Here is a 25,118-nt window from a genome sequence, read left to right on the forward strand (position 1 = left end):
CTCGCCCGGATGGCCGAAGGCCATCACGCGGCGACATGCCCGGCCCGCTTCGACGAGCTTTGGTGTTGCGAGAGGCAGCGGGCGAGGCAGGCCTCGCCCCTACGAGCCCGATTACCGGATCAGATTCTCAATCGGCATCAACCCGGGGAACTCAGGCGGTGCGCCGAAGGAGGCAGTGTCGAACGACGATCCTGATCCGGATTCCTATCCCGCGACGACGGCGGCCGGTCTTGTATCCGCCGCCTCCACCTCCCGCGCCGCCACCGCCACCGGCCGTTCCGCCAGCGCCGACGCTGTCGTGCAGACCAGGGCGATCCACACCGCGTCCGCCAGCAGCAGGTGGACGAGCTGCATCCACACGGGAGCCAGGAGGACGACGTTGACGGCGCCCGCGGCGAGCTGCGCGGCGAAGAGCGCGGCGAGGAGGTGCGACAGGCGCGCGGTCGCCGCGTCCGGCCGCAGCTTCCGGGCGAAGGCGCCGGCGGCGACGACGTAGACGCCGGTGAGGATGGCGACCACCGGGTGCACCACGCGCAGGCGCTCCAGGAAGTGCGCCGCCGGGGCGACCGCGAGGCCGACCTCGGTCTTGGGGAAGAGCGTGTCGCCGAGCGCCGTCACCGCGCCGGTGACGCCCACCAGGATCGTCGCCACCACGGCGGCGCCGAGCACCCAGGCAAGCGCGCCCTGGCCGCGCAGGCGCACGCGCGCGCCCCCGGACGCCCACCAGGCGGTGAGCGCCACGGCGCCCAGCAGGAGGAAGGTGTTCACCAGGTGCGCGGCCATCCACCAGACCCGCGCCGCCGACTGGTTGCCCGCCACCAGCTCCAGCTTCACCAGCCCGGCCCCGATCAGCGCCTCCATCACCAGCAGCACCGTGGCCGCCGCCGCGCCGGCGCGCGCCGGGTGCCGCCGGGGGAGCGCGCGCCACGCCCACGCGAGCAGGCCCAGGACGAGGATCCCCGCCAGCCCGCTCGTCGCCCGGTGCGTGTACTCGATCACCTGCTCCACCGAGGCCAGGCGCGGGATCACCTCGCCGTCGCAGCGCGGCCAGTGGCGGCCGCACCCCGCGCCCGAGCCGGTGGCGCGCACGAACGCGCCCCACAGCACCACCACCACCAGCCAAGCCAGGACGGCCCAGGCGTAGCGCGCCAGGCGGCGGTCGGTCGCGAGCGGGGCTGCAGCCATTCGGGAACGCGCGTTGCGGGGTCGAGGGGCGGCCGGGGGACGGGCGGGACGATACACGCGCGCGGGCGCCCGGCGCAAGTGCCTGCGGCGAAAGCTCTTCACCCGCGCCTCTCCCGGCGTGGGGAGATTCCCCGCGCGCCGGTCGGGAAACCTCCGCACGCGCGGGTCGCGGGGTGGCGGACAGACGCGCGGGGGTTATATTTGCGCCGCTTTCGCCGCGCCCGCGCGCGGCCGCACGCAACGCCGGACGACCTTGATGCTCGACACGACGGCCATCTTCCCCGCCGACCCCGCGGCGGTCAGCGAGGCGCTCGAGGGCGCCCACACCACCGCCACGCAGCGCGCCGGGATCGCGGCGCTACGCGGCGCGGGCGGCGTGCGGCAGCGGGCGCTCGACTACGTGACGCTCACCAAGCCGCGCATCATCTCCCTGCTGCTGGTGACCACCTGGGCGCCGATGGTGATCGCGCTGGGGCGGCTCCCCGACGCGGGCGCCTTCCTGTGGACGATGCTGGGCGGCTACCTGATGGCCGGCGGGGCGAACGCGATCAACATGTACATGGATCGCGACATCGACGCCCGCATGCCGCGCACGGCGCTGCGCCCGATCCCCAGCGGGCGGATGTCGCCCGGGCACGTGCTGGCGTTCGGCGTCGCGCTGGGCGCCGCCGCGTTCCTGGTCTTCTGGCTGCGGGTGAACCTGCTCTCGGCGGAGTTGGCGCTGGCGGGGCTCCTCTACTACGTCTTCGTCTACACCCGCTGGCTCAAGCGCACCTCGCCGCAGAACATCGTGGTGGGCGGCGCGGCCGGCGCCTTCCCGCCGCTGGTGGGGTGGGCGGCGGCCACGGGCCATGTGTCGCTCACGGCCGTCTACCTCTTCCTGATCGTCTTCTTCTGGACCCCGCCGCACTTCTGGGCGCTGGCGCTGGTCAAGCAGAAGGACTACGGCCGCGTGGGCGTGCCCATGGCCCCCAACGTGTGGGGCGAGCGCGAGACCATGCGGCAGATGCTCTTCTACACCGTGCTGCTGGTGCCCATCACCCTGGCGCCCGTCACCTACGGCGGGCTGGGCCCGGTGTACGCCGCGGCGGCCGCGCTGCTGGGCGCGTGGTTCCTGGCGGGCGTGGTGCGGGTGCTCAGGGCGAAGAACTACACGCAGCCCGCCTGGGCGCTCTACCGCGGCTCGCTCCTGTACCTGGCGCTCCTCTTCGCGGCGATGGCGGTGGACGGCATCGTGGGCGGGCGCGGCGACGCCCCGATCCCGCTGCGGGGCCCCGACATCGTCGCCGCGGCCGCGCAGCCGTGACCACCCCGCCCGACAACCTCGGCTTCCACGCGGAGCACCCCGCGGGCGAGGACCGCCGCGTCCTCCTCCTCTTCCGTCCCGACTCCGAGGGCCTCGTCGCCTTCCGGGAGTGGGGGCCGGGCGACCACGAGGCCCCCGGCAGCGAGGGGGTGGCCCCGGTGGACGAGGTGGAGGCGCGCGTGCGCCGCTGGGCGCGCGAGGGGTGGAAGCTCACCGAGCATCCCGAGCGCATCTGCGCCTGGCTGCGCGCCCGCTGAACCGCGGACGCCCGCGCTCCGGCGCGCAGCCCCTTCATCCTCCAAGCGCTTCCCGGAGGTCCGCACGTGCCCGCCGCTTCCCCGACCCGCACCGACCGACGCTGGGAAGAGGCGCTCGACGAGCACCGGGTGGCGCTGGCCGCCTTCCTCGACACGGCCGGGCGGCTGGGTGACGAGGCGTGGGCGCGGCCGTGGGGGCCGGGGAAGTGGACCCGCGCGCAGGTGGCCGAGCACCTGGCGCTCAGCTACGAGGCGCTGCTGAAGGAGGTGCGCACGGGCGAGCGGATGGCGCCCCGGCTACCGCGCTGGAAGCAGAACGTGCTGCGCTGGGTGCTCCTCCCCCACATCCTCTTCCACGGCACCTTCCCCCTCCGCGCCCGCTCCCCCCGCGAAATCCGCCCGGGCGACGCCCCCGGCCCCCGCGGCCCGCTGCTGGACCGCCTGCGCGCCGCCGCCGAGCGCTTCGAGGCCGAGCTGGGCCGCGCGCGCCGCGACGGCGGCGGCCGCGTCCACTCGCCCTACTTCGGCGGGGTCGACGCCGTCCGCGCCCTGCGCTTCTGCGCCGTCCACCTCGAGCACCACCGCCGCCAGATCGCCCCCCGCGGTGGTTGATGCTCTTGATCGGCTTGTTTACGGCACCCGTGCGCGGACATTACCCAACCGGAGAAGAACGATGGCGTTCATGATCGTGGACAAGCGGGGCCGGGGCACCTTTCCCAAAGAGGTTCGCCGGGAACTGGGTCTCGATGGGGATGACACGAACATCCTGCTTTTATCGAAGACTCCGCATGGAACCATCGAACTTGTGCCGGCGGCTCTGCTTCCTCGCGACCAGCTCTGGTTCCACCATTCGGAGATGCAGAATCGCATCGCCGAGGCCGAAGCCGATTTCCGCGAGGGGCGTTTCGTGCGGACAGAAGCGCCGGAGGACGCACAGGCCTACCTCGACCGACTGAAGGGGGATGGGCCGGGTGGCGCGAATACCAAATCTGGATCAACATCAGGCCTCACGCAGAGAGTTAGCGGACCCTCTGCTTGACTCTGCTTGACTCTGCGTGAGAAAAGTTTTTTGCCGGACTTTGCATGTGTGTGATTCCGTCCCGTTTTCCAGCCTTCCTTTCTAGCCCTGCCGCCCCTCCGGGACGCACCGCCCCATTGTAGTACCGAGACCGTCCCGGCTCGGCGGGAAAACTGCACCCGAACGGTGCGGTGTGCAGTCCGCTTCACGCTTTCTGGGGGAAGGCAGGACCGGGAACACCGGTCTGTAATCGCCGTTAACTTGCAGAATACACGCAAGTTATACGCTGTGGACTGTCCACGGTGTATAAAGAGACATCAAAAGCACAAAAATGATTGACGGCGGCGCAGTCCGCACGTACTAGTACGAACGGCGCGTATTTTTGGCCCGTCTTCCGGCGCCCCTGCCAAGGGCGTCCCCCGGGAGACGGGCCGCGTTTCCCCCGTAGCGACGTTCGGCTTCATTCCCCCTGGCGGCGGCCTCCCCGCCTCTTGGAAGCGATGGTCCCTCCGCAGCGCCCCCGATGCCGGCTCAGCGACGCCCCGCCCGCGCCGAAGCCTCGCCGTCCCCGTCGTCCATGAACGACGGCGGGGGGAGCGGCGCGAACGGCGGGCTGGAGCTGGTGGGGGTGTCGGCCGCGGTCGAGGAGCTGCGCGCCCTGGCGGCGCGGGTGGCGGCCTCGACGGCGTCGGTGCTGATCACCGGCGAGAGCGGGTGCGGCAAAGAGGTGCTGGCGCGCTGGCTGCACGCGCACTCGCCGCGCGCCGCCGGGCCGTTCGTGGCCATCAACTGCGCCGCGCTCCCCGACAGCCTGGTCGAGTCGGAGCTGTTCGGCTACGACCGCGGCGCCTTCACCGGCGCGGTCGAGGCCAAGCCGGGGCTCTTCGAGCAGGCCAACGGCGGCACCCTCTTCCTGGACGAGGTCACCGAGGTCGCCCCGCTGCTGCAGGCCAAGCTGCTGCGCGCGCTGCAGGACCGCACCACGCGGCGGCTGGGGAGCCTGCGCCCGGTGCGGCTGGACGTGCGCGTGGTGGCCGCCTCGAACCTGGACCCGGCCGCGGCGCTGCGCGACGGGCGGCTGCGCGAGGACCTCTACTACCGCTTGCGCGTGGTGGAACTGCGCATCCCGCCGCTGCGCGAGCGCCCCGAAGACCTGGGGCCGCTCTGCCGCCACTTCTTCGCGCGCTTCGCCGCCGCGGGCGCGCACCGCTTCCGCGACGCCGGGCTCGACGCGCTGGAGGCCATGGAGGCCTACCCCTGGCCGGGGAACGTGCGCGAGCTGGAGAACGCCGTCGAGCGCGCCACGGTCCTCGCCCTCCCCGCCGACGGCGACGTCCTCCCCCTGCACCTGCTCCCCGACGAAGTGCGCGCCGCGGCCCCGCCCGCCGCCGCGCCCTCACCCGCCGGCGCGCGGCTGGACCTGGCCGGGGCCACCCGCCGCCTGCGCCGCCGCTACCTGGCCGAGGCGCTGCGCCGCTCCGGCGGCAACAAGAGCGAGGCCGCGCGCCTGCTCGGCATCAGCCGCCGCGGCTTCTACGACCTCCTGCGCGAAGCCCGCTGATCCGTCGCGCTCTCGATCGGCGACTTCAACTGCAACGACACTGTTCGGGCGTGTCCCTCCGCTGCGCTCCGGGCCGGGCTGCGCGCGCCGTAGGCCTGCAAACAACGCAGGCCAACGGCGCCGGGCCCGCGTCGGCCGAAACTGCCCGGCCGCCACGGTCCCGGCCCTCCGGGCGCGCATCCCTCACGCGGGTCTCCGTCGCGGCGACGAGTTCCGTAGGGGCGAGCCTGCGAGTCCGAGCACTGGTCGCCTCCGCGCGAGTGGCCGCCTGTCGCGCACGGGCCGAGATCCGCCGGTCGAGGCAGGCCTCGCCCCTACGAACCGCCCGTTCCCGTGCCCAGGGCCTCGTAAAGTCCACCCTCTCCCGAAGTTGGGAGAGGGTTGCCGCTCTCAGGCGGCGGGTGAGGGCCCCCGCGCGCGCCGAGGCGAGACGGCGCGCAAAAACCCCACACCGCGCCCGCCCGCACCTGTGCAGCGCGCTTTACAATCCGCGGCGTCCGGCCCATCCCGCCGGGCGCGTCCTTAGCGCCGCTCCCCGAAGAAGTTAGCCAGCCTGTACACCCCCCGCCGCCCGGGCGGGGCATGCAACTTCCCCTAGGGCCGCGCCCCCGCCGCCCGCGGATCGACGTCCGCGAGCGGAGGGCGCGGCCCGCGTCTTCGCCCTTTTCCGCCGTGATCCGGCACGACGGCGGAGGCACCTACCGGCTCGCGCGGCCGCCTTCCATCTCCCGTCCACCCCCAGCCCGCCCCCCGGCGGCTACGCGAGCGCAATGAGCAGAGCGGCGAGGCTCCTCCTGCGCATCTCCCCCGACGAGGCGTCGTTCGAGCGCCGCGGGTTCCGCGCCGCGTCCGTCACGGCGCGCCGCCGCCTGGAAGCGGTGGGACGCACCTTCCTCTTCGGCTACAACACCGCGCTGGAGTCTCCCGGGCCCGACGAGCTCGCCGGGCGGCTGGAGACGGTCGAGGCCGAGCGGCGCGGCTTCGCCTACGAGGGCGCGTCGATGGCGCTCGCGCTCCTGGACCGGCTGGCGCCGTGGAACGGGGGACGCTTCGCGCGCTGGGTGGCGGGGCCAGCGGACAGCCACGCCTACATGGCGCACGTCGGCGCCGGCTGGGTGCTGGCCCGCATCCCCCTCGGCCGGGCGCGCGCGCTGGGGCGGATGGACCCGCTGCTGCGTTGGCTGGCGGTGGACGGCGTCGGCTTCCACGAGGGCTACTTCCACCCGGAGCGCACGGTCGTCCACTGCCAGGTCCCCCGGCGCCTCGAGGGCTATGCGCGGCGGGCGTTCGACCAGGGGCTGGGGCGCGCGCTCTGGTTCGTCCACGGCGCGGACGCCCAGGCGATCGCCGCCACGCTGGAGCGCTTCCCCGCCGGGCGCCGCGCGGACCTGTGGTCGGGCGTGGGGCTCGCCTGCACCTACGCGGGCGGGGCGGACCCCGGCGCCTTCGACGTCCTGCGCCGCGCGGGCGCCCGCTTCCGCGCCGAGCTGGCGCAGGGAGCCGCCTTCGCCGCCGGGGCCCGCGCCCGCGCCGGCAACCCCGCGCCGCACACCGACGCCGCCTGCCGCGCCTTCTGCGGCGCGAGCGCGGACGAGGCGGCGGCCGCCACCACCGAGACCCTCCACGACCTGCACCCCGCGCCCGACGCGCCCGCCTACGAGGTGTGGCGCCTCCGGCTCCGCCTCCGCTTCCTCCGCACCCCCGCAGCAGTATGAGCGCGCCCGCCGCACCCATCCCGCCGTTCGCCCGGCGCCACGCGCGCCGCCTGGCCGCCGCCGCCGCCGTCCTGGCGCTGTACGGGATGGCGCACCTCCCCGAGCCCTCCGGCGCCGAGCGCCGCGAGCTGGCCGCGCGCTTCGCCTTCGCGCGCGCCGAGCTGCCGCCGCCCGAGGCGGTGCCCGAGCGGACGATCCGGGCGGTGCACCCGGACCTGGCGCACTTCGCGGGGTGGATCTCGTCCGTCGGCGCCGCCGCGGCGCTGCACGACCTGGACGGCGACGGGCTGCCGAACGACGCCTGCTGGGTGGACGTGCGCGCCGACCGCGTCTTCGTGGCCCCGGTGCCGGGGAGCGGGGCGCGCTACCCCGGCTTCGCGCTCGACCCCGCGCCGCTGCCGTACGACGCCACGACGACGGCGCCGATGGGCTGCCTCCCCGGCGACCTGGACGAGGACGGGCGCGCGGACCTGGTGGTCTACTTCTGGGGTCGCACGCCGATCGCCTTCCTCCGCCGCGCCTCGTCCTCCACGCCGGCGGCGGACGCGTACGAGCGGGTGGAGGTGATGCCGTCTCCCGGGCGCTGGTACACGAACGCCGCGACGTTCGCGGACGTGGACGGCGACGGGCACGCGGACCTGCTGGTCGGCAACTACTTCCCCGACGGCGCGCGGGTGCTGCACGCGCGCGGCGGCGGAGCGGAGCACATGCAGGCCTCCATGTCGCGCTCGGCGAACGGCGGGAAGAACCGCGTGCTGCTGTGGGCCGCGCCGGGGCGCTTCCGCGAGGCGGCGGACGCGCTGCCGCCGGGGACGGCGACGGGATGGACGCTGGCGATCGGCGCGGCGGACCTGGACGGCGACCTGCGTCCCGAGATCTACTTCGCCAACGACTTCGGGCCGGACCGGCTGCTGCACAACCGCTCGGCGCCGGGGCGGCCGCGCTTCGCCGTGCTGGAGGGGCGCAGGGGGATCGGGACGCCGCACTCCAAGGTGCTGGGGCGCGACTCGTTCAAGGGGATGGGCGTCGACTTCGGCGACCTGAACGGCGACGGGCTGCTGGACCTGTACGTCAGCAACATCGCGGGCGAGTACGCGCTGGAGGAGAGCCACTTCGCCTGGGTGAGCACGGGGCGCCCGGAGCGGATGCGGGAGGGCGTGGCGCCGTACGCGGACCGCAGCGAGGCGCTGGGGCTCTCGCGCAGCGGGTGGGGGTGGGACTCGCGCCTGGCGGACCTGGACAACGACGGCGTCCCCGAGGCGCTGCAGGCGCTGGGCTTCCTGCGCGGCGACATCAACCGCTGGCCGCAGCTGCACGAGCTGGCGATGGGCAACGACCAGCTCCTGGCGCACCCGGCCGTCTGGCCCCGCTTCGGCCCCGGCGACGACCTGAGCGGCCGCCAGCACCTGATGCTCTTCGCCCGCGCGCGGGACGGGCGCTACTACGACGTGGCGGAGGGCGCCGGCGTCGGCCAGCGGCAGGTGACGCGCGGCATCGCCGTGGCCGACGTGGACGGCGACGGGCGGCTGGACTTCGCGGCCGCCAACCAGTGGGACCGCTCCTACGTCTACCGAAACCAGTCTCCCGAAACCGGCGCCTCCCTCGTCCTCGACCTCCTCTTCCCGGTCGACGGACGGGCCCGGACGACGGTGCGCCCCGGCCTGCCGCGCGCGGGAGAAGGCTATCCCGCGCTCGGTGCATCCGCGCGGGTGACGCTCCCGGACGGCCGCGTGCTCGTCGCGCAGGTGGACGGCGGCAACGGTCACTCGGGGAAGCGCGCGCCGCAGCTGCACTTCGGCCTGGGCGACCACCCGCCGGGCATCCCCCTGCGCGTCGAGGTCGCCTGGCGCGACGCGGCCGGCGTGCACCGGGAAGCGCTCGCCCTCCTCCCCGGCCGGCACACCGTCGTCCTGGGCCGGAGACCGGACGCGCGCACTCTCGCACTTTCGCACTCTCGCACTTTCGCACTCCGGGGAGGTGCCCGATGAGCGCGCCGATCCCCGCCCCCGCCCCCGCCCGCTCCCCCGAGCGCCTGGGCGGACTCCGGCGCTTCGCGGTCGCCATCACCGTCCTCAACGTGCTGGGCCACGGCTGGTTCGGCTTCGAGCAGTCGATCCTGCAGCCGCTGGTGGCGCTCGCCGCCGCGTACGCCACGGAGCTGGGGCTGGACCGCATCGACGCGTGGGCCAACCGCCGCAAGCCGCGCTTCGCAGGGCCGCTGCGGGGCCGCGTCGACTTCCTCCTCTCGGCGCACATCAGCGGGCTGGCGGTGGCGATGCTCCTCTACGCCAGCGACCGGCTGTGGGTGATCGCCTTCGCGGCGTCGATGGCCATCGCCTCGAAGACGCTCTTCCGCGCCCCGGGCGGCGTCGCGCCGCACTTCTTCAACCCGTCGAACATCGGGATCACCGCGACGCTGCTCCTCTTCCCCTGGGTGGGGATCGCGCCGCCGTACCAGTTCACCGAGCGGCTGGACGCGGGCGACTGGGTGCTGCCGGCCCTCATCGTCTGCTCGGGCACCTTCCTGAACTGGCGCTTCACGAAGCGGCTGCCGCTGATCGCCGCCTGGCTCACCGTCTTCGCCGCGCAGGCCGTGGTCCGCACGCAGCTGGACGGGACGGCGACGCTCGCCGCGCTGCTGCCGATGACGGGCGTGGCCTTCATCCTCTTCACCTTCTACATGGTCACCGACCCGGCCACCACGCCGTCGGAGCCGCGCGCGCAGGTGGCGTTCGGCGCCGGCGTGGCGCTGGCGTACTGCGCGCTGATGCAGTTCCACGTCGTCTTCGGGCTCTTCTTCGCGCTGTCGATCGTCTGCGCGCTGCGGGGCGGCGTGCTCTGCGCGCGGGCCTGGCTCGCCGCGGCGGAGCGGGCGCGCGTGCCGTCTCCCGCCGCCGTGCCGCGGCCGGTGGGGGCGGGGTCGGCCGCCGTGCTCCCGCTGGGCGACCGGGTGGCGATGGCGGAGCGCGAGCCATGAGCAGCGTCGCCGTCGTCGGCCTGGCCTGCCGCTACCCCGACGCGCGCACGCCGGCCGAGCTGTGGGAGAACGTGCTGGCCGAGCGGCGCGCCTTCCGCCCGATCCCGCCCGAGCGGCTGTCGCTGGCCGACTACGGCGGCGGCCGCGCGGAGGTAGACCGCACCTACGCCACCGAGGCGGCCGTGCTGGAGGGGTGGGAGTTCGACCGTGTGCGCTTCCGCGTCTCGGGAGAGTCGTTCCGCGCGGCGGACCCGGCGCACTGGCTGGCGCTGGAGGTGGCTGCCGAGGCGCTCGCCGACGCCGGCTTCGCGGACGGCGCCGGGCTCCCGCGCCGGACGACGGCGGTCCTCGTCGGCAACTCGCTCACCGGCGAGTTCTCGCGCGCGGGGACGCTCCGGCTGCGGTGGCCGTACGTGCGTCGCGTGCTGGCGGCGTCGCTGCGCGCGGAGGGGATCGGGGGAGACGTGCTGGCGCGGCTCCTGGCCTCGGCCGAGGCGGCGTTCAAGGCGCCCTTCCCGGCGCCCGGCGGCGAGACGCTCGCGGGCGGGCTGTCGAACACCATCGCGGGGCGGATCTGCAACCACTTCGACCTCAAGGGCGGGGGATGGACGGTGGACGGCGCCTGCGCGTCGTCGCTCCTCGCCATCACCGAAGGGTGCTCGGCGCTGGCGGCGGGGGAGGCGGACGTGGTGCTGGCGGGCGGCGTGGACCTCAGCCTGGACCCGTTCGAGCTGGTGGGGTTCGCGCGCGCCGGGGCGCTGGCGGACGGCGAGATGCGCGTCTACGACCGGCGCTCGGCGGGCTTCATCCCCGGCGAGGGGTGCGGCTTCGCGGTGCTGATGCGTCACGGCGACGCGGTGGCGCTCAGGCGCGCGCCGTACGCCGTGGTGCGCGGCTGGGGCGTCTCGACGGACGGCGCGGGCGGGCTGACGCGGCCCGAGGTGGAGGGGCAGCTCCTGGCGCTGGAGCGGGCGTACGCGCGTGCCGGCTTCGGCCCCGACGCGGTGGCGCTCTTCGAGGGGCACGGCACCGGGACGGAGGTGGGCGACGCCACCGAGCTGCGCGTGCTCTCGGCGGCGCGGCGCGCGGCGGGGGCGCGGGACCGCGCGGCGGTGGGCTCGGTGAAGGCGATCTTCGGCCACACCAAGGCCGCGGCGGGGATCGCGGGATTCATCAAGGCGGCGATGGCCGTGCACGCCCGCGTGCTCCCGCCCACCGCCGGCTGCCGCGAGCCGCACCCGGAGCTGGAGTCGGATCCTCCGGTGCTGCGCGTGCTCGCGGACGCCGAGCCGTGGCCGGAGGGCGCTCCGCTGCGCGCCGCCGTCAGCGCGATGGGATTCGGCGGGATCAACGCGCACGTGGTGATGGAGGGGATCGCGCCGGGGCCGCGCCGCGCGCTGGACGCCGCCACCCGCGCGCTCGCCCGTTCGCGCCAGGACGCCGAGCTGTTCCTCTTCTCCGCCGCCGATCCCGACGGCCTCGTTCGGCAGATCGAAGTCTTCCGCCCGCGCGCGGCGGCGCTCTCGCGCGCGGAGCTGGGAGACGCGTCCGCCGCGCTCGCCCGCGCGCTGGAGCCTGATCGCGTGCGCGCGGCGGTCGTCGCCTCGACGGCGGCGGAGCTCGCGCGCGGGCTGGACGCGCTGCGCGGGTGGATCGGGGAGGGCGTGGAGACCAGGATCGACGCGCGCTCCGGCGTCTGCCTGGGCACGGGCGATTCGGCGCCGCGGATCGGCTTCCTCTTCCCCGGACAGGGCTCGCCCGCGCACCTGGGCGGCGGTCTCCTGCGGCGCCGCTTCCCCGTCTTCCAGTCGGCGTATTTGCGGGCCGATTCAGCGGCCTCGGAGGCCGTTTACGAGCGTGAACCCCGGTCCGAGCGTGGGGCGGGCGATGAGGCGGTCCCCGCCCGCAGATCCTTCGGGCGCACAGGGTTCCGTGCCGACGCAGGTTCGGAGCAGCGCCCTCAGGATGACAGCGTTTCTGTTCATTGGCACGAACCCCAAGGCTGTCATCCTGAGGAGCCGCCGCGCCAAACCGTCGGAGTGACGAGTGCCGGGGCGGCGACGAAGGATCTGCGGACGGGGTCCGAGCGTGAGCCCGGCAACCCTCAGGAGTGCAGGTTCCTGCACCCGTCCTCCGGCGACGGCGTGGCGACGCAGGTGGCGCAGCCGGCGATCGCGGCGGCCTCGGCGGCGGGGCTGGCGCTGCTGCGGGAGATGGGGATCGAGGCGGAGGTCGGGCTCGGCCACAGCCTGGGCGATCTGGTGGCGCTGCACTGGGCCGGCGCGATGCCGCTCGACGCGCTGCTGCGCACGGCCACCGTCCGCGGCGCGGCCATGGGTGCGCTGGACGGCCCGGCCGGGGCGATGCTCGCGCTCTCCGCCGGCCGAAGCGAGGCCGAGCGGCTGATCGCCGGCACCTCCGCCGTGGTCGCCGGAGTGAACGCGCCGGCGCGTACCGTCGTCGCGGGAGACGCCGCGAGCATCGAGACGGTGGCGGAGCGGGCGGGCGGGAGGGGGATCGAAGCGCGGAGGCTGGCCGTCTCGCACGCCTTCCACTCGCCGCTGGTGGCGCCCGCGGCGGAACCGCTCGCCCGCCACCTCCAGGGCGAACGTTTCATGCCCCTCGTGCGCGCGGTCGCCTCGACGGTGAGCGGAGGCATGTTGAGTCCCGATGCTGACTTGCGCGCGCTGCTCGTCCGCCAAATCACAACTCCAGTGCTATTTCTAGACGCCCTCACCGCCGTCCGCGGCCGCGCCGACCTGTGGATCGAGTGCGGCCCCGGCCACGCGCTCTCCGCCCTCGCGGCCGAGATCGTGGACGCGCCGGTGATCGCGCTCGACGCGGGCGGGCCGTCCATCGGCGGACTGCTCGCGGCGGTGGGCGCCGCCTTCGCGCTGGGAGCGCCGGTGCGCACGGCGGCGCTGTTCGACGGGCGCTTCACGCGGCCGATCGACCTTTCGCGTCCGCCGCGCTTCCTCGTCAACCCGTGCGAGATGGCGCCGCCGCTGGAGGGAGCGGACGAGCTGGCCGCGCTCCGCGTCGCCCCGGTCCCGCCGGAGGAGCTGGCCGCGCCGGCGAACGGGAACGGCGGGGCGGGGGAGAACGGCTCCACGCTCGACCTGGTGCGCGAGCTGGTGGCGCGGCGCGCGGAGCTGCCCGCCGCCGCCGTTCGCGACGGGGACCGGCTGCTGGGCGACCTCCACCTCAACTCCATCATCGTCGGCGAGCTGGTGGCCGAGGCCTCGCGCCGCCTGGGCCGCCGCCCGCCCGCCGCGCCCACCGAGTACGCCACCGCCACCGTCGAGCAGGTCGCCCGCGCGCTGGACGAGCTGGAGGCCACCTCCGCCGCCGCGGACGACGACGCTCCGCCCGCCGGCGTGGACGCCTGGGTGCGCCCCTTCGCCGTCGAGTGGGCCGAGCGCCCGCTCCCCAAGCCGGCCGACTTCGGATCGGGCGATTGGCGGATCATGGCGCCGGACGGTGATCCGCTCGCGCGCGAGCTGGCGGACGCGCTGGACCGGCTGGCGCCGGGCGGCGGCATCGCCATCCATCTTCCTCCCGATCCGGACGATTCCGACGCACTGCGGCTGCTTGAGGCCGCCCACGCGCTCGCGGATGCCCCGGCGCGCTTCGTCGTCGCGCAGCACAGCGGCGGTGCGTCCGCGTTCGCCGGGACGGTGCACCTGGAGTCGGGCGCGGCGGTCTGCGTCGTCGATCTCCCGGAGGGCGATCCCGAAGCGGCCGGGCGAGTCGCGGCGGAGGCGGCGTCCGCGCGCGGGTTCCGCCACGCGCGCTACGACGCGGACGGGCGGCGGTGGGAGCCGTTCGTCCGGGTGATGGAGGACGGGGACGATGCCGATCTCCCGCTCGGGCCGGGCGACGTGCTGCTGGCGACGGGCGGCGGGAAAGGGATCACGGCGGAGTGCGCGCTGGCGCTGGCGCGGCGGACGGGGGCGGCGCTGGCGCTGCTGGGCCGCTCGCGGCCGGAGGACGACGCCGCGCTCGCCGCCAACCTGGAGCGCGTGGCCGCCGCGGGCGTGCGCTGCCGCTACCTGTCCGCCGACGTGACGGACCCCGCCGCCGTCCGTGCCGCCGTGCGCGAGGCGGAGGCGGCGCTGGGCCCGGTCACCGGCGTGCTGCACGGGGCGGCGCTCAACGTCCCGCGCCTCCTCTCCGCGCTGGACGGAGACGAGCTGCGGGCGACGCTCGCGCCCAAGGTGGCCGGGCTGGAGAACGTGCTGGCGGCGCTCGACGCGGACCGGCTGAAGCTGCTGGCCGCGTTCGGCTCCATCATCGGGCGGATGGGCCTCGCCGGCTCGGGGGCGTACGCGCTGGCGAACGAGTGGCTGCGCCGCCGCGTGGAGCGCTTCGCCGCCGCGCACCCGGGGTGCCGCTGCCGCACGCTGGAGTGGTCCGTCTGGGCCGACGTGGGGATGGGCGCGCGCCTGGGCCGCGTGGACGCCCTGCTGCGCGCCGGCGTCTCCCCCGTCACCCCGGACGAGGGCGTGCGCGCCTTCCTCGGCCTCCTCGCGCGCCCGTCCGCTCCCGTCTCCGTCGTCGTCGCGGGCCGCTTCGGCGCGCCGCCGACGCTGCGGGTGGAAGAGCGCGAACTGCCGTTGCGCCGCTTCCTGGAGCGCCCGCTCGTCCACTACCCCGGCGTGGAGCTGGTCGCCGAGGCCGAGCTCTCCGCCGACACCGATCCCTACCTCGACGACCACGCGCTCGGCGGCGAGCGGCTCCTCCCCGCGGTGATGGGGCTGGAGGCGATGGCGCAGGCCGCCATGGCGCTCGCCGGCGCGGACCGGCCGCCGGTGTTCGAGGACGTGCGCTTCGACCGGCCGGTCGCCGTCCCCGGCGGCGGGCGCGTCCGCGTGCGCGTGGCCGCCCTGGCGCGCGCCCCCGGTCGCGTCGACGTCGTCCTGCGCTCGTCGTCCACCGGCTTCGCGGCCGACCACTTCCGCGCCACCTGCCGCTTCGGCGCGGAGGAGGAGACGCGGAGCGCGGGGGCGATGGATGGCGCCGGGGACGCGGTGGTGCCGCTCGACCCCGGGCGCGAGCTGTACGGGGGCATCCTCTTCCACCGCGGGCGCTTCCGCCGGGTGGCGCGCTACCGCCGGCTGCAGGCGTTCGCGTGCGTGGCGGACGTGGCGCCGGACGGCGTGGCGCCCTGGTTCGGCGCGTGGCTCCCGGCGGCGCTGGTGCTGGGCGACCCCGGCGCGCGCGACGCGGCCATCCACGCCATCCAGCCGTGCATCCCCCACGCGCAGGTGCTCCCCGTCGGCGTCGCGCGGCTGGCGGTGCTCGACGCGAACGGCGGCGGCGCGCGGACGGTCGCCGCGCGCGAGGTGGCGCGTGAGGGGAGCGAGCTGGTCTACGACCTGGAGGTGACGGACGCCGCCGGCCGCCTCGCCGAGCGGTGGGAGGGGCTGCGCCTGCGGATCGTCGCCCCGCTGGCGCCGGGAGACGGCTGGCCGCCCGCGCTGCTGGGCCCCTACGCCGAGCGCTGCATCGCCGAGCTGGTCCCCGGCCTGGTGGTGTCCGTCGCGGTGGATCGAGGAGACGGGGAGCGGCGCGCCCGCAGCGACGGCGCCGTCCGCCGCGCGCTCGGCGCCGCCGCGGACGTGCGCCGCCGGCCGGACGGGCGCCCCGAGGTGGATGCGTCCGACACCGCCGTCTCCGCCGCGCACGCGGGCGCGCTGACGCTGGCCGTCGCTGGGGCGGGCCCGCTCGGCTGCGACCTGGAGCCCGTCGCGCCGCGCCCGGCGCTCGCCTGGCGCGACCTGCTGGGCCCCGCGCGCGCCGACCTGGCCGCGCTCGTCGCTGGCGAGGCGCGCGAGGACGCCGACACGGCATCGACCCGCGTCTGGGCCGCCGCCGAGTCGCTGAAGAAGGCCGGCGCCCCGCCAGACGCGCCGCTCGTCCTCGACTCCATCGCGGAAGACGGCTGGATGCTGCTGCGCTCCGGCGCCCTCGCCGTCGCCACCTGGGCCGGCCCCGTCCGCCGCGACGGATCTCCCGCGCCGATGGTGCTGGCGGTGCTGGGAAACCCGCAGATAGACACCCGTGGAGCCGAGCAGTGGGTCCAGAATTCGGATGAATCAACGCGAGTTGTGCGTCAGTTCGAGGGAGCGGGTTTCGTCTCGGTCTCGGTGTAAGGCGTCAGGTTAACCTGCAGGAGTTCGTAACCCAATCAACAAAGAGAGGATGCCATGAGTGAGACAAATCAGCCATTCGACTGGACCACTGTTCGCACGCTGGCGGCGGACGCGGTGCCCGACGATGTGAGCAAGAACGTGATCAATTATTTGAACACCATCCCCTCAGCGGAGGAACTTTTCCGGGCTGTCGAACTGTTGGGGGAGGGCGAAAGAGGACTCGCGCTCGCGAGTAACATTTTAGCCGAGCGCGAGCGTGTTGGTGGTTTCTCAAGTCTATCACAGGTGGAGACAGTGGAAGGGCTCGGTCCTGCGCGGTTCACGGAACTGGTGGTCGCCTTGGGAACAGAGCCCGAAGTCACAATTCCCAACCTGTCGCAGAGCGATACGCAACCGGCAGGTCCCGTTTTCTCAGCCAGCGTTACCGAGTTGGAGTTCAGCTATGAGGTGGTCGCGAAGGGACCGCTGGAGGGAAAGACCGGGAACATCTTAGCGCGGAAGTGCAGCGCATGCTCGTCCTTTGCTCCCAGTTTCAACAAGGAACTCGGCGTGTGGGAGTCGCAGGTTAAGATCACCGCACTGATCTTGGATGGGGAGAACGACGACATTGCGGTTTCGATCACCATGGATCAACGGATGCTGCCCTACGACTGGATGCACCCGTTGGATGCGAGCGCCGGTCGCTTTCAGTTCCCAGCAAAAATGCAGCTCAACAACAGCATGATCTTGAAGACACGGATAAAGGCGACGGACGAGGTTCTTTCGCTGGTTTCTCGCGACGTCCCCTGCCAGGTGGGCCGGGTAACCAATTGGCCACCATACGGGATGCGGCTCCATACACAGGATCAAATCCTCTACTACAATGCCGATGACCCGCTGGGAGACCCGGTACTTCGGATTACTGACGGTACCACGTACCTGCTGGGAGAATGCGCCCTCCTCTCCCACAGGGCTGATACAACCGAGTACGAGTACATCGCCGCTACCGGTGAGCGTGATCTCCCGGCGGTTTCGCTCACCTGGCGTCCGGTGCCGGCCGATCCCTCTGCAAGCGAATCCTCTGTCCACTATCACGTGTACCGGAGCCCTGACCCCGACCTTGGCGTTGGGAGTTGGGTGAACGTCAGCGGTTGTGTCACGGCGAACGCATGGGTGGATCCCAACCCACCGCGGGGGCCGCTCTATTACAAGGTGGTACCTACGCTCACCACCATTTTTGGAGACGACTACGAGGGCTTTCCTGGGCAGGTGCTCCGGGTAGAGCCGAAGGAGTCGGTCTTCCGGGTTTGATGAGCTACTGACATCCGGTGGAACGCAGATAACAACTGGTTGAGGGAATGCGGGATGAAAACCGTATATGCGCTAATCTGGACGCTTACTTCAACTCCAGAGGAGTTCGACGCACGAGTTCCCGCCTTACTCGAATGGCTGCGGGCACTGAAGCGCGAAGGACGGTTGCTCGGCTGCGGCGCATGGTCATCGGGTGACGGAGGACTGACACTTGTTGAGGCGGAGACCTTAGAGGAGGCGGAGCAGATCAATGCTGCAAACCCGCTGTCTCCTCTCGGCCGTACCGAGATCCGCGCGTGGGAGGTGTACGACGCCAGTCTGATGGTGGATAGTGGAATGTGAGCGCGAGGCTCAACTCACATGCCGCGTTACGGCACGATGAACGAGCACGCCTATGAGTACCGCCACGTGGTGGGGTTCGAGGAGACAAACCTGGTGGGCAACGTCTACTACGCCAACCACGTGCGCTGGCAGGGGCGCTGCCGCGAGCTGTTCCTGCGCGACCACGCGCCGTCGGTGCTGGACGACCTGGCGAGCGGGCTGGCGCTGGTCACGACGGAGGTGAGCTGCCGCTACCTGGCCGAGCTAGCGCCCTTCGACGAGGTGATCGTGCGGATGCGGCTCGCCGGGCAGGGGCAGAGCTGGCTCCTGCTCTCGTTCGACTACTTCCGCGCCACCGCGAACGGCGAGGAGCCCGTCGCGCGGGGCGAGCAGCGGGTGGCGTGCATGCGCCGCGAGGGCGCCGCCCACGTCCCCGCGCCCGTCCCTGCCGCCCTGCGCGAGGCGCTACGGCCGTTTGGAGGGACGTGAGTGATAACGTGCTGGCTGTTCCCTGTCCCCTGTACCCTGTTCCCTAGCAGTTCGAGAGGAGAAAACCATGGCCCACATTCCCGTGCGGGACGGCGTTCCCGGCATCATCAGCCTGTTCGAGTTCGACCCCGAGGCGTCGCGGCCGCTGAACGCGCTCGCGCAGGTGGTGCTGCGGCGCCCGTCCACGCTCACGCCCGCCGAGCGCGAACTGATCGCCACCTACGTCTCCACGCTGAACGGCTGCCGGTTCTGCGCGGGGTCGCACGCCGCGGCCGCGCGCCACCTGCTGGGCGACGACGCGCCGGTGGTGGAAGCCGTGCGCGCCGACCCCTCCACCGCGCCGGTGTCGGAGAAGATGCGCGCCCTGCTGGCCATCGCCGCGCGGGTGCAGCGCGGCGGGCGCAGCGTGAGCGAGGAGGAGGTAGCCGCCGCGCGCGCCGAGGGCGCCACCGACCAGGAGATCCACGACACGGTGCTGATCGCCGCCGCCTTCTGCATGTACAACCGCTACGTGGACGGCCTGGCGACGCTCGTCCCCGGCGAGGAGGAACTGGACGGCATCGGCGCGCACCTGGCCGCCTCGGGCTACGGCGCCCGCTGAACCACTAAGGACTAAGACACTAAAGCACTCAGGACTTGGCACTCGGCACTCAGGACTTAGCACTTCGCACTCAGGACCAGAGGAGCCATGACTCCACCCCTCGCCGTCGCCCCCGAGCCACGCTGCCGCGAGCGCACCGCCGCCGCGCGCGTCCGCGCCGTGGAGCGCGCCGTCCAGGCGATGCGCGAGCGCCTGGGCGAGCCGCTCCCGCTGGAGACGATCGCGCGGGCGGCGCTCTCCAGCCCGTACCACTTCAACCGCTTCTTCCGCGAGGTCACGGGGCTGCCGCCGTGCCGCTTCCTGGCGGCGCTACGGCTGGAGACGGCCAAGCGGCTGCTGCTCACCACGCGCTTCAGCGTCACCCGCGTGTGCTACGAGGTGGGCTACACCAGCATCGGCTCGTTCACCCGCCACTTCGCCAGCGACGTGGGGCTCCCGCCGTACCGCCTGCGGCGCTTCGCGAGCGGCGGCGTCCCGCGTCCCGTGCTGGACGGCGAGGGAGTGGAATCGCGGCCAGCCTCCGGCGCCACGGTCGGCGGCAGGGTCGACGCGCCGGGGGGGTTCGGCGGGATGGTGTTCGTCGGCGCCTTCCCCGAGGCGATCCCGCGCGGGCGCCCCGCGGCCTGCGCCGTCCTGGCCGGCCCCGGCGAGTTCCGCATGGGAGGCCTCCCCGACGGGCGCTGGCACGTGCTGGCGGCCGGCCTCGACGGGGTCCCGTCCGCCGACGCGCTCCTGCACGACGACGCACTGCGCGCCGCCGCCGGCCCCGTGCTGGTGCGCGACGGACGCGCGTCCGGCCCGGTGCGCCTGGCGCTCCGCCCCCCGCGCCCGATCGATCCGCCGATCCTGATTTCCCTCCCCGTGCTGCTGGCCGGCGCCGGGGCCGAGGAAGCGCGCACCACCGCCGGCTGAACGAGGCGGTGCGTGGCGCAAACGAAGATCGCCCGCGCTGCACCGGAGCGCGGGCGATCCCTTTCGTGCCGGCCGCCTACCGCCGTCATCCCCGCCGGCGCCGGCGCGGCTCCGGGGCGGGTGGTGGGGGAGGAGGCGGTGGCGGCGGGGGAGGCGGCTCGCGGAGCGCCGGGAGCGGCGGGACCACGGGGTCCAGCCCGGGGAAGGGGCGCGGGCGGGCGATGAACTCGGCGGTGAGCTCGCGCCAGTGGTTCGGCATCCCGGGGATCGGCGCGTCGTCGACCGGGCGGCCCGTCTCCAGGGTGACGTAGGGGACCTGGGGGACCAGGCGCAGCACGGCCAGCTCCATCCCCGTGGCCGCGTCGGTGTCGGGGAGGTAGACGTGGCCGGGGTCGTTGGAGTCGGCGCCGTACGTCAGCAGCCCCACCGAGTCGGCCAGGGCGTGGAAGCGCGGGAGCTGGCCGGGCGAGACGTCGTAGTCGGCGGCGCGGGCGGCGGCGCGGCCCAGCCGGTCCACGCGGTTGTGCCACGAGGTGAGCGTGGTGGTGGCGATCGGCCCCGGGCGCGAGCGGCCCTGCTGGAAGATGAACGCCTGCCGCTCGGCCGTGCGGAAGGTCTCGCGGCGCGAGGCGCGCACGCCGCGCTCGCGCAGCAGCCGCTCCAGGCGCAGCAGCTTCGAGGCGAACACCGGGTCCGCCATCTCCAATCCGCGGTGGACGCTGCGCACCCCGGGGCCGTAGTTGGTGCGCAGGACGCGCCACTCCCATTCCTCGTACGTCTCGCGCGGCCGAGGGCGCGGCATCCCCGGCACGCCCACCACGTGGGTGCCCGGCTGCGGCGTCCTGGGCTGGTAGACGGGCACGTCCAGGTACGACAGCAGCCCGAAGCGCCCCGGCCCCTTTGCCCCGTAGCGGCAGCGCAGCTCCGCCGGCGTGGGGTTGCGCCCCAGCTTCGTGATGTCGCGGATGGTGCACCCGTCCAGCCGGGTCACCGGAGCCACGCTCGGCAGCCCCGCCCGCCCCGGCGCCGTGTGCCGCGCCGCCTGCGCCTGGGCCGCGGCCTGCGCGGGCGCGGCCGGAGGCGGCGTCTGCGGGGACTGCGTCGCCGCGGGCGCGGGCGGCTGCGCGGGCTGCGTCGCGACGGGCGGTGTCGTGGTCGGCGGTGCGGGCGAGGTCTGCGGCGCCGGCCGGGACGAATCGGGAGCCGGGTTCGGCGCGGGCTGGACGGGTGCCGGCGCGGGTGCGGGCGCCGGCGGCTGCGCGGGCTTCTCGGTCTGCGCGGCCAGGGCGGTCGCGCAGAGGAGCGGCATGGCGGCGGGGATGGTGCGGAACGGGAACTTCACTCGGACAACCGGGGCAGAAACATATCCGGGATGCGGACGGTCGCGGTCGGGCGTCGCCCCCGTCCCCCGGGTTGAAACCCGGGGCTACGACAGCACGAAGTCCGCCTTCGCGGACTCCCGGGATCGCGATTCGCGCGACCCGTACCTCCTTGGCACACCACAAGTTCCGCCGGACGAGGCAGGCCTCGCCCCCACGCGGATCGTGCGCACTCACGCACTCACGCACTTCTTCTATAGCAGTCCCTGCACGAACCCGCCGTCCACCTGGATCGTCGTCCCGGTGACGTAGCTGGCGCGCTCGGAGGCCAGGAAGGCGACCATCGCGGCCAGCTCCTCGGGCTCGCCCATGCGCTGCAGGGGGATGCGCGCGGCCATCTCCTCCAGGATCTCGTCCGCTTCGCGGTCTTCGTGCGCCGCGCGCTCGCGGGCCAGGTCCTCCACGCGCCCGGTGCGCATGTAGCCGGGCGCCACCACGTTGCAGAGCACGCCGAAGGGCGCCATCTCCGTGGCCAGCGTCTTCACGAAGCCCACCACGCCGGTCCGGGCCGTGTTGGAGAGGATGAGCCCCGGGAGCGGCTGCTTGACCGAGACCGAGGTGAGCGCGACGAAGCGCCCCCAGCGACGCGCCTTCATGTGCGGCATCACCTCCTGCGCCAGCCGCACGGTGCTCATCAGGTTCAGCCGGAGCGCCTTCTCGTACTCCTCGGCGCCGGTGGTCTCGAAGCGCGTCCCCGGCGGCCCGCCCGCGTTGGCGACGGCGATCTCCACCGTCCCCCAGCGGTCCACCGTCTCCTCGACGAGCGCCTCCACGTCGTCGGGGTCGGTCACGTCCGCGCGCACCGGGATCACCTGCCCGCCCGTCTCCCGGCGGAGCTCCTCGGCCGCGGCGCGCAGCCGCGCCTCGTTGCGCGCGGCGATCACCACCCGCGCCCGCTCGCGCGCCAGCTCCCGCGCGACCGCCCTGCCCAGCCCCATGCTGGCGCCGGTCACGATCGCCACGCGATCCCTGATCCCCAGGTCCATAGCCGTCCCCCGGGCCGCTCCGCCGTGTGCCTGACGAGACTGCCGGTGCGGCCTCGAAGCTAACACGCGGGCGCGGGGAAGGGAAACCGGCCCGGGAAACGAAGCCGCGGCCCGGGGGAAGGTGCTCCCCCGGGCCGCGGGACCGTCCGCCGGGACCCGCTCAGCAGGTGTCGTCGGTGAGCACCGGGCCGCAGAAGGTGTCGTTGCACTGCGTCTCCAGGCAGCTCACGGGGGAGGTGATCTGGCAGTCGCAGGTGTTGGCGGCGTCGCAGGTGCCGCCGCAGGTGACGTGGCCGCCGCGGGTGTGGTTGTGCGCGTGGACGGTGCCCTTCGCGCCGCGCTCCGCGTCGTCCGTGGCGAACGACTCCACCGCGAGCGCCTCGAGGTTCAGCGTGAGCTTCTTCATGGCCTTCTCCATCGTGGAACGGGAAGAGATGCGGCCCGGGGGGGTCCCCCGGGCCGCGGGAGACGGGTCAGGCGGAGCAGATGCAGACGCTCTCCTCGCCTCCGCACGTCGAGGTGTCGCCGCACAGCGTGGTGCCGCAGGGCTCCAGGCAGGTCACTTCGGCGGTGATCGGACAGTCGCAGGTGTTGCCGCCGCCACAGGTGCCGCCGCAGGTGAGGTGGCCGCCGCGGGTGTGGTTGTGCGCGTGGACGGTGCCCCCGCGCCCGCGGGCCGCGGTCTCGGTCGTGAAGGACTCCACCTGCAGGGCGTCGACGTCGAGCGTGAGCTTCTTCATGGAACGATCTCCACTGAAAGGACGGGATGTCCGCCGGCGGATCTGCCGGGACGGTGCGCCAGGCTGCGGGAGCGGCGGTGGAGAGAGCGGGGCCTGCTTTCCGGATGGCGCGTCGAGACCGAGGGCGCATCGAGACAACGCGCGAGCGCGGAGGTTCTGACGCTCCGCCCGCGCGGAAAGTTGCAGGATCCGGTGCGCGCGGGACGTTTCGCCGTCTCCATCGTCCCCCTGCGCCGCTAGACGGTCGTCGTGGGGTCGGTGCACTCGTACAGGCAGGAGACCTCGGGCTGCGTGACGGCGCACTTGCAGGTGTCGCCGCAGGTCTGGTAGCACGTCAGCTCGGCCACGCACGTGTTCTGGAAGCCGCAGGTCTCGTGGTTGTTCCGGGTGTGGTTGAACCCGTGGACCGTGCCGGCGGGCTCGCCGCCTCGCGCGGTGGCGAACGACTCGACCCGCAGCGCATCGACGTCCAGCCTCAGCTTCTTCATGGGGCGTCTCCCGGGTGGGTGCGGCGGCGCGCTCGCCGCGGTGGAAGGGCCCCGGCCCCGCGCGCCGGGCGGGTGCGCGGGGCCGGGCCGTCCGTGCGCTCAGCCGCACGGGTCGTAGCAGGAGACCACCGGCTGCGTGCCGGTGCAGACGGTGCCGCAGGTGGGGCGCGTCGCCTGCGTGGGCGCGTGGCCGTGCACGGTCCCGCGCGCCTCCACGGCGGGCTCGGTGGCGAACGACTCCACGCGCAGCCGCTCGATGTCCAGCGTCAGCTTCTTCATGGTCTCGGCTCGTCTCCGTTCTTCAGCAGGTGCAGTACGGCGGTGGGGTGCACGAGGTGATGCGCGTGGCGGCGTCCGGCGCCACGCCCGGGTCGGCGGGCGCGGTCGCGGCCGGTGAGGTGTCGTGCGACTCCACGGCCAGCTTCTCCAGATCGAGCCTCAGCTTCTTCTCCATCGAGTCCTCCTTCCGGTGCCGCTCGCGCCGCGGGCCGGAGCGCCCGGCCTGCGGTGCCCGCCCGCGCTCAGGCCGGCGGCGGGCAGGTGCACTGCTGGTCCCAGACCAGGACGTCCTCGGCACGGCACGAGGTGAAGCAGCTGGCGCCCTGGCAGCTGCCGCACTGGGCCGTGCGCAGCGTCGCCGCCATGGCCGCGAGCACCGTTCCCGCCTCGCCGTCCGGGTCCGGGCTGGTGGGGAACGACTCCACCGCCAGCTCGTCCAGCTTCAGGCTCAGCTTCTTCATCGCGCTCCTCCCCTGGCGAGAGGCGCGGCGGCGCGGCGGACGGGCCGCCGCGCCGCCCGTGTCCGGCTCAGACGGTGCCGACGGGGCAGGTGCACTGCTGGTCGTAGATCAGGCCGTCCTCGGCGCGGCACGAGGTGTAGCAGCTGGGGCCGTTGCAGGTGGCGCAGTTGCCCGTCCTGGTGGCCATGGCCCCGTGCACGGTCCCTCTCTCGACCACCGGCTCGATGGTGGTGGGGAACGACTCCACCGCCAGCTCGTCGAGCTTCAGGTTCAGCTTCTTCATGTCTTCCTCCCTGGTTGAGAATGGTGACGCGCTACTCCTCCCGGACCCCCGGGCAGGTACAGACCGTCAGGCAGGTCTCGATGCACGTTTTCCCGCACGCCGTGCGCGGGTACGAGGGCGGGAGCTCCTGGGCGAGCACCGTCCCCTTCTCCGCCTCTCCGTCCGGATCGGTCGGGAACGACTCCACCGACAGCTCGTCCAGCTTCAGTCTCAGCTTCACCATGCGGACCTCCCCTGGCTGAGTGTTGACCCTCGTGCATCAGCCCCCGTGCGGCGCCTCACACGCACCGGTCGTCGTTCGTCCCCGGGGCGGGGCAGGTGCACTCGGGCGGGGCCGCGCCGCCGCACGAGGTGAAGCAGGTGGCGCCCTCGCAGGTCTCGCCCGCGCAGGTGCCGCAGGCCGTGCGCACCAGCGAGGCGTCGTCCTCGGCGCCCCGCACCGTCCCCCGCGGCGGCCCCGCGTCCGCCGTGGTGGGGAACGACTCCACCGACAGCTCGTCGAGCCTCAGCCTGAGCTTGGTCATCGGTGCCTCCTCTGGTCGGACATGGACGCGGGGCCGCGGTGCGTTCACGCCGCGCGCCGCCGCGCCGGCCTCACACCGCGCACCCCTCGTCGTTCGTCCAGTAGACGGGGCAGGTGCAGTGGGGCGGGGCGCCGCTGCCGCACGAGGTGAAGCAGGTGGCGCCCTCGCAGGTCTCGCCCGCGCAGGTGCCG

General features: G+C 73.9%; 26 protein-coding genes. 14 read left to right on the forward strand and 12 right to left on the reverse strand.

Annotated features, from left to right (window positions below):
* Window positions 1–204 precede the first annotated feature (204 nt).
* A complete protein-coding gene (locus tag VF746_09760; protein HEX8692694.1) occupies window positions 205–1,185 on the reverse strand; it encodes a COX15/CtaA family protein in 981 nt (326 codons plus the stop codon).
* A gap of 256 nt (window positions 1,186–1,441) precedes the next feature.
* On the opposite strand from VF746_09760, the gene VF746_09765 reads away from it, so the two are divergent.
* The 14 genes from VF746_09765 (at window position 1,442) to VF746_09830 (ending at window position 19,787) form a co-directional block, all read left to right on the forward strand.
* Window positions 1,442–2,491 carry a heme o synthase gene (locus tag VF746_09765; GenBank protein HEX8692695.1) on the forward strand — a complete coding sequence of 350 codons (1,050 nt, stop codon included), beginning with the start codon at window positions 1,442–1,444 and terminating at the stop codon, window positions 2,489–2,491.
* Window positions 2,488–2,748: a hypothetical protein gene (locus VF746_09770; protein ID HEX8692696.1), complete on the forward strand. Its 261-nt coding sequence runs from the start codon at window positions 2,488–2,490 to the stop codon at window positions 2,746–2,748. The genes VF746_09765 and VF746_09770 overlap by 4 nt, the downstream gene beginning before the upstream one ends.
* A gap of 66 nt (window positions 2,749–2,814) precedes the next feature.
* Window positions 2,815–3,360 (forward strand): DinB family protein, encoded by a 546-nt coding sequence (locus VF746_09775; GenBank protein ID HEX8692697.1) that lies wholly within the window; start codon window positions 2,815–2,817, stop codon window positions 3,358–3,360.
* 61 nt (window positions 3,361–3,421) lie between these two features.
* A complete protein-coding gene (locus VF746_09780; GenBank protein HEX8692698.1) occupies window positions 3,422–3,787 on the forward strand; it encodes an AbrB/MazE/SpoVT family DNA-binding domain-containing protein in 366 nt (121 codons plus the stop codon).
* A gap of 502 nt (window positions 3,788–4,289) precedes the next feature.
* Window positions 4,290–5,327 carry a sigma 54-interacting transcriptional regulator gene (locus tag VF746_09785; protein ID HEX8692699.1) on the forward strand — a complete coding sequence of 346 codons (1,038 nt, stop codon included), beginning with the start codon at window positions 4,290–4,292 and terminating at the stop codon, window positions 5,325–5,327.
* Window positions 5,328–6,097: 770 nt separating this feature from the next.
* Complete coding sequence (locus VF746_09790; GenBank protein HEX8692700.1) at window positions 6,098–7,042, forward strand: DUF1702 family protein; 945 nt, start codon at window positions 6,098–6,100, stop codon at window positions 7,040–7,042.
* On the forward strand, window positions 7,039–9,030 hold the full coding sequence (locus VF746_09795) for a CRTAC1 family protein (protein HEX8692701.1): 1,992 nt from the start codon (window positions 7,039–7,041) through the stop codon (window positions 9,028–9,030). The genes VF746_09790 and VF746_09795 overlap by 4 nt, the downstream gene beginning before the upstream one ends.
* Entirely contained in the window at window positions 9,027–10,019 is a 993-nt protein-coding gene (locus tag VF746_09800; protein ID HEX8692702.1) for a hypothetical protein, read from the forward strand. The genes VF746_09795 and VF746_09800 overlap by 4 nt, the downstream gene beginning before the upstream one ends.
* A complete protein-coding gene (locus VF746_09805) occupies window positions 10,016–16,174 on the forward strand; it encodes an SDR family NAD(P)-dependent oxidoreductase (GenBank protein ID HEX8692703.1) in 6,159 nt (2,052 codons plus the stop codon). The genes VF746_09800 and VF746_09805 overlap by 4 nt, the downstream gene beginning before the upstream one ends.
* A 54-nt stretch (window positions 16,175–16,228) precedes the next feature.
* Window positions 16,229–17,464 carry a hypothetical protein gene (locus VF746_09810; protein HEX8692704.1) on the forward strand — a complete coding sequence of 412 codons (1,236 nt, stop codon included), beginning with the start codon at window positions 16,229–16,231 and terminating at the stop codon, window positions 17,462–17,464.
* Window positions 17,465–17,518: 54 nt separating this feature from the next.
* Window positions 17,519–17,806 (forward strand): YciI family protein, encoded by a 288-nt coding sequence (locus VF746_09815; GenBank protein ID HEX8692705.1) that lies wholly within the window; start codon window positions 17,519–17,521, stop codon window positions 17,804–17,806.
* Between the two features lie 18 nt (window positions 17,807–17,824).
* The gene (locus VF746_09820; GenBank protein ID HEX8692706.1) at window positions 17,825–18,274 is read left to right on the forward strand and encodes an acyl-CoA thioesterase; all 450 of its coding nucleotides are present in this window, start codon (window positions 17,825–17,827) and stop codon (window positions 18,272–18,274) included.
* Window positions 18,275–18,341: 67 nt separating this feature from the next.
* A complete protein-coding gene (locus VF746_09825) occupies window positions 18,342–18,875 on the forward strand; it encodes a peroxidase-related enzyme (protein HEX8692707.1) in 534 nt (177 codons plus the stop codon).
* A gap of 87 nt (window positions 18,876–18,962) precedes the next feature.
* Window positions 18,963–19,787, forward strand: coding sequence for an AraC family transcriptional regulator (locus tag VF746_09830; protein ID HEX8692708.1), 825 nt, complete (start codon window positions 18,963–18,965; stop codon window positions 19,785–19,787).
* Window positions 19,788–19,872: 85 nt separating this feature from the next.
* On the opposite strand, the gene VF746_09835 is transcribed toward VF746_09830, so the two are convergent.
* From VF746_09835 to VF746_09885, 11 genes are all read right to left on the reverse strand, one after another.
* Window positions 19,873–21,129, reverse strand: a complete 1,257-nt coding sequence (locus VF746_09835; GenBank protein HEX8692709.1) for a hypothetical protein — start codon at window positions 21,127–21,129, stop codon at window positions 19,873–19,875.
* A gap of 231 nt (window positions 21,130–21,360) precedes the next feature.
* Window positions 21,361–22,128 carry an SDR family oxidoreductase gene (locus VF746_09840; protein HEX8692710.1) on the reverse strand — a complete coding sequence of 256 codons (768 nt, stop codon included), beginning with the start codon at window positions 22,126–22,128 and terminating at the stop codon, window positions 21,361–21,363.
* Window positions 22,129–22,312: 184 nt separating this feature from the next.
* The gene (locus tag VF746_09845) at window positions 22,313–22,558 is read right to left on the reverse strand and encodes a hypothetical protein (GenBank protein ID HEX8692711.1); all 246 of its coding nucleotides are present in this window, start codon (window positions 22,556–22,558) and stop codon (window positions 22,313–22,315) included.
* Between the two features lie 67 nt (window positions 22,559–22,625).
* The gene (locus tag VF746_09850) at window positions 22,626–22,892 is read right to left on the reverse strand and encodes a hypothetical protein (GenBank protein ID HEX8692712.1); all 267 of its coding nucleotides are present in this window, start codon (window positions 22,890–22,892) and stop codon (window positions 22,626–22,628) included.
* Between the two features lie 236 nt (window positions 22,893–23,128).
* On the reverse strand, window positions 23,129–23,380 hold the full coding sequence (locus VF746_09855; protein ID HEX8692713.1) for a hypothetical protein: 252 nt from the start codon (window positions 23,378–23,380) through the stop codon (window positions 23,129–23,131).
* Window positions 23,381–23,479: 99 nt separating this feature from the next.
* Entirely contained in the window at window positions 23,480–23,659 is a 180-nt protein-coding gene (locus VF746_09860; protein HEX8692714.1) for a hypothetical protein, read from the reverse strand.
* A 22-nt stretch (window positions 23,660–23,681) separates the two neighbouring features.
* Complete coding sequence (locus VF746_09865) at window positions 23,682–23,834, reverse strand: hypothetical protein (GenBank protein HEX8692715.1); 153 nt, start codon at window positions 23,832–23,834, stop codon at window positions 23,682–23,684.
* Between the two features lie 67 nt (window positions 23,835–23,901).
* Window positions 23,902–24,120 carry a hypothetical protein gene (locus VF746_09870; protein HEX8692716.1) on the reverse strand — a complete coding sequence of 73 codons (219 nt, stop codon included), beginning with the start codon at window positions 24,118–24,120 and terminating at the stop codon, window positions 23,902–23,904.
* A 67-nt stretch (window positions 24,121–24,187) separates the two neighbouring features.
* Window positions 24,188–24,403 (reverse strand): hypothetical protein, encoded by a 216-nt coding sequence (locus VF746_09875; GenBank protein ID HEX8692717.1) that lies wholly within the window; start codon window positions 24,401–24,403, stop codon window positions 24,188–24,190.
* A 31-nt stretch (window positions 24,404–24,434) separates the two neighbouring features.
* Window positions 24,435–24,626, reverse strand: coding sequence for a hypothetical protein (locus tag VF746_09880; GenBank protein ID HEX8692718.1), 192 nt, complete (start codon window positions 24,624–24,626; stop codon window positions 24,435–24,437).
* 55 nt (window positions 24,627–24,681) lie between these two features.
* A complete protein-coding gene (locus VF746_09885; protein HEX8692719.1) occupies window positions 24,682–24,927 on the reverse strand; it encodes a hypothetical protein in 246 nt (81 codons plus the stop codon).
* Window positions 24,928–25,118: the final 191 nt, after the last annotated feature.

Source organism: Longimicrobium sp., from assembly GCA_036389795.1.
Classification (GTDB): Bacteria; Gemmatimonadota; Gemmatimonadetes; order Longimicrobiales; family Longimicrobiaceae; genus Longimicrobium.

Coding starts and splice junctions, on each gene's coding strand:
- VF746_09765 (HEX8692695.1), top strand. CDS start 1,442: ATGCTCGACACGACGGCCATCTTCCCCGCCGACCCCGCGGCGGTCAGC.
- VF746_09850 (HEX8692712.1), bottom strand. CDS start 22,892: ATGAAGAAGCTCACGCTCGACGTCGACGCCCTGCAGGTGGAGTCCTTC.
- VF746_09815 (HEX8692705.1), top strand. CDS start 17,519: ATGAAAACCGTATATGCGCTAATCTGGACGCTTACTTCAACTCCAGAG.
- VF746_09885 (HEX8692719.1), bottom strand. CDS start 24,927: ATGACCAAGCTCAGGCTGAGGCTCGACGAGCTGTCGGTGGAGTCGTTC.
- VF746_09795 (HEX8692701.1), top strand. CDS start 7,039: ATGAGCGCGCCCGCCGCACCCATCCCGCCGTTCGCCCGGCGCCACGCG.
- VF746_09810 (HEX8692704.1), top strand. CDS start 16,229: ATGAGTGAGACAAATCAGCCATTCGACTGGACCACTGTTCGCACGCTG.
- VF746_09800 (HEX8692702.1), top strand. CDS start 9,027: ATGAGCGCGCCGATCCCCGCCCCCGCCCCCGCCCGCTCCCCCGAGCGC.
- VF746_09855 (HEX8692713.1), bottom strand. CDS start 23,380: ATGAAGAAGCTGAGGCTGGACGTCGATGCGCTGCGGGTCGAGTCGTTC.
- VF746_09865 (HEX8692715.1), bottom strand. CDS start 23,834: ATGGAGAAGAAGCTGAGGCTCGATCTGGAGAAGCTGGCCGTGGAGTCG.
- VF746_09860 (HEX8692714.1), bottom strand. CDS start 23,659: ATGAAGAAGCTGACGCTGGACATCGAGCGGCTGCGCGTGGAGTCGTTC.
- VF746_09790 (HEX8692700.1), top strand. CDS start 6,098: ATGAGCAGAGCGGCGAGGCTCCTCCTGCGCATCTCCCCCGACGAGGCG.
- VF746_09760 (HEX8692694.1), bottom strand. CDS start 1,185: ATGGCTGCAGCCCCGCTCGCGACCGACCGCCGCCTGGCGCGCTACGCC.
- VF746_09785 (HEX8692699.1), top strand. CDS start 4,290: ATGCCGGCTCAGCGACGCCCCGCCCGCGCCGAAGCCTCGCCGTCCCCG.
- VF746_09875 (HEX8692717.1), bottom strand. CDS start 24,403: ATGAAGAAGCTGAACCTGAAGCTCGACGAGCTGGCGGTGGAGTCGTTC.
- VF746_09820 (HEX8692706.1), top strand. CDS start 17,825: ATGCCGCGTTACGGCACGATGAACGAGCACGCCTATGAGTACCGCCAC.
- VF746_09825 (HEX8692707.1), top strand. CDS start 18,342: ATGGCCCACATTCCCGTGCGGGACGGCGTTCCCGGCATCATCAGCCTG.
- VF746_09870 (HEX8692716.1), bottom strand. CDS start 24,120: ATGAAGAAGCTGAGCCTGAAGCTGGACGAGCTGGCGGTGGAGTCGTTC.
- VF746_09805 (HEX8692703.1), top strand. CDS start 10,016: ATGAGCAGCGTCGCCGTCGTCGGCCTGGCCTGCCGCTACCCCGACGCG.
- VF746_09830 (HEX8692708.1), top strand. CDS start 18,963: ATGACTCCACCCCTCGCCGTCGCCCCCGAGCCACGCTGCCGCGAGCGC.
- VF746_09880 (HEX8692718.1), bottom strand. CDS start 24,626: ATGGTGAAGCTGAGACTGAAGCTGGACGAGCTGTCGGTGGAGTCGTTC.
- VF746_09845 (HEX8692711.1), bottom strand. CDS start 22,558: ATGAAGAAGCTCACGCTGAACCTCGAGGCGCTCGCGGTGGAGTCGTTC.
- VF746_09780 (HEX8692698.1), top strand. CDS start 3,422: ATGGCGTTCATGATCGTGGACAAGCGGGGCCGGGGCACCTTTCCCAAA.